Below are 1,536 nucleotides of genomic sequence, written 5' to 3' on the forward strand. Positions count from 1 at the left end.
TGCGCTGGACGAGGGACAGCGGTACGCCGACCAGGCCCGGTCATGGGTGAGGGGGGTCGGTGACCCCATCACCGAGGGAAGCCTGCTCGGTGTGCTCGCCCGGCTGGCCCGCCGCCGGGACGAGACCGACGAGGCCGTCCGTCACCTGGAACACAGCATGGAGGTGGCCGAGGGGCTGGGCGACCGGTGGAGCGTGGCCCGCAGCCTGCACGGCCTGGGGACCATCGCCGCCGAGGTGGGCGACCACGACCGTGCCCGGGACCTGTTCGCGCGGGCCCTGGAGGTCTTCAGCGAATTGGAGGCGGCGCCCGCGACGGCCCGCTGCGCCCGCGCCCTGGGGCGGCTGCTGCTGAACGACGGCGAGGTGTTGGAGGCCAGGGAGCCGCTGTCGACCTGCCTTCGGGTGAGCTTCACGTCCGGACAGCGGATCGCCGTGGCCCGCGCCCTGGAGGCGCTGGCCGAGCTCGCGCTGGCGGAGCAGGAGGCCGAACGGGCGGCGGCCCTGGCCGGTGTGGCCTCGGATCTGAGGACGTCACTGGGCCGCCCGTCGGCCGAAACCGTCCGCCTGCGCTCGGCGGTGGAGCGGTGGGTGGGCACGGCCCGGGCCACCGAGGCGTGGAACGCGTGGCGTGCCCTTCCCCTGGAGCAGGTCCGTGACCGTGCCCTGGCCTTCCCCCGGACCGCCGGCCGCGCGACCGGTCCGGCGTCGCTGACCCCCCGGGAACGGGAGATCGCCGAGCTCGCGGAGGCGGGCCTGTCGAATCGGGAAATAGCCGAACGATTGACCATCAGCCAGGCGACCGCCGCGCGACACGTCGCGAACATCTTCAGAAAACTCTCGATTTCCTCGAGAACGCAGTTGACCGGCTGGGCTTCCACCACGGACTCCGGCTGAAAGGCGGCGTGTTGTCCGGAAGCACTTGCACAGTGCGCGTGCACGCGCTAAACCAGAAACTCCAAGTACCGCGTCCCACCTCCCTACGTGTTCGTCCCTGCCCCCCTTTCCTCCGCACTGGTGAAGACCTTCCCCGACCGCCCCTACATGTGAAGGCCATGGCACCTCTGACCGCGCCCGCGCGGCACAACCTCCCTCGGCCGGGTACCGGCTTCGTGGGCCGCGAGCGGGATCTGAGCGACTTGCTCCGACTCCTCGGTTCCAGCCGATCCGTCACCCTGTGCGGGACCGACGGCCTCGGCAAGACCCGGCTGGCGCTGCGGGTCGCGGAACAGTCCACCGTCTCCTTCCCCGACGGAGTGTGGATCGCCGACCTCACCGACGCGAGCACGACGCTGGAGGTCTACGCCCGCGTGGCGAACGCGGTCGGCGTGGTCGAGGAGCCCGGTCAACCGATGTCGGTGACGGTGACCGAAGCGCTGCGCTCGCGGCGGCTCCTGCTCATCCTCGATCCGTGCGACGGCATCGCCGACGCGGTGACCGAGGTGGGCGAGACTCTGCTGGCCTCGTGCCCCGCCGTGACGGTGCTGCTCACCAGTCGAGAGCCGATCCGCCTGTGCGGCGGCACCGTGTGGCGGGGG

Annotated in this window: 2 protein-coding genes; both read left to right on the forward strand. The window is 71.7% G+C overall.

What is annotated here, in order from left to right:
• Positions 1-895 (forward strand): LuxR family transcriptional regulator (locus D471_RS0115560; RefSeq protein WP_017599474.1); only part of this gene is annotated, 895 nt, incomplete at its 5' end.
• A 167-nt stretch (positions 896-1,062) separates the two neighbouring features.
• Positions 1,063-1,536 (forward strand): AAA family ATPase (locus D471_RS0115565; protein ID WP_152486330.1); only part of this gene is annotated, 474 nt, incomplete at its 3' end.

Origin of the sequence: Nocardiopsis lucentensis DSM 44048 (genome assembly GCF_000341125.1) — a bacterium.
GTDB classification, from domain to species: Bacteria; Actinomycetota; Actinomycetes; order Streptosporangiales; family Streptosporangiaceae; genus Nocardiopsis; species Nocardiopsis lucentensis.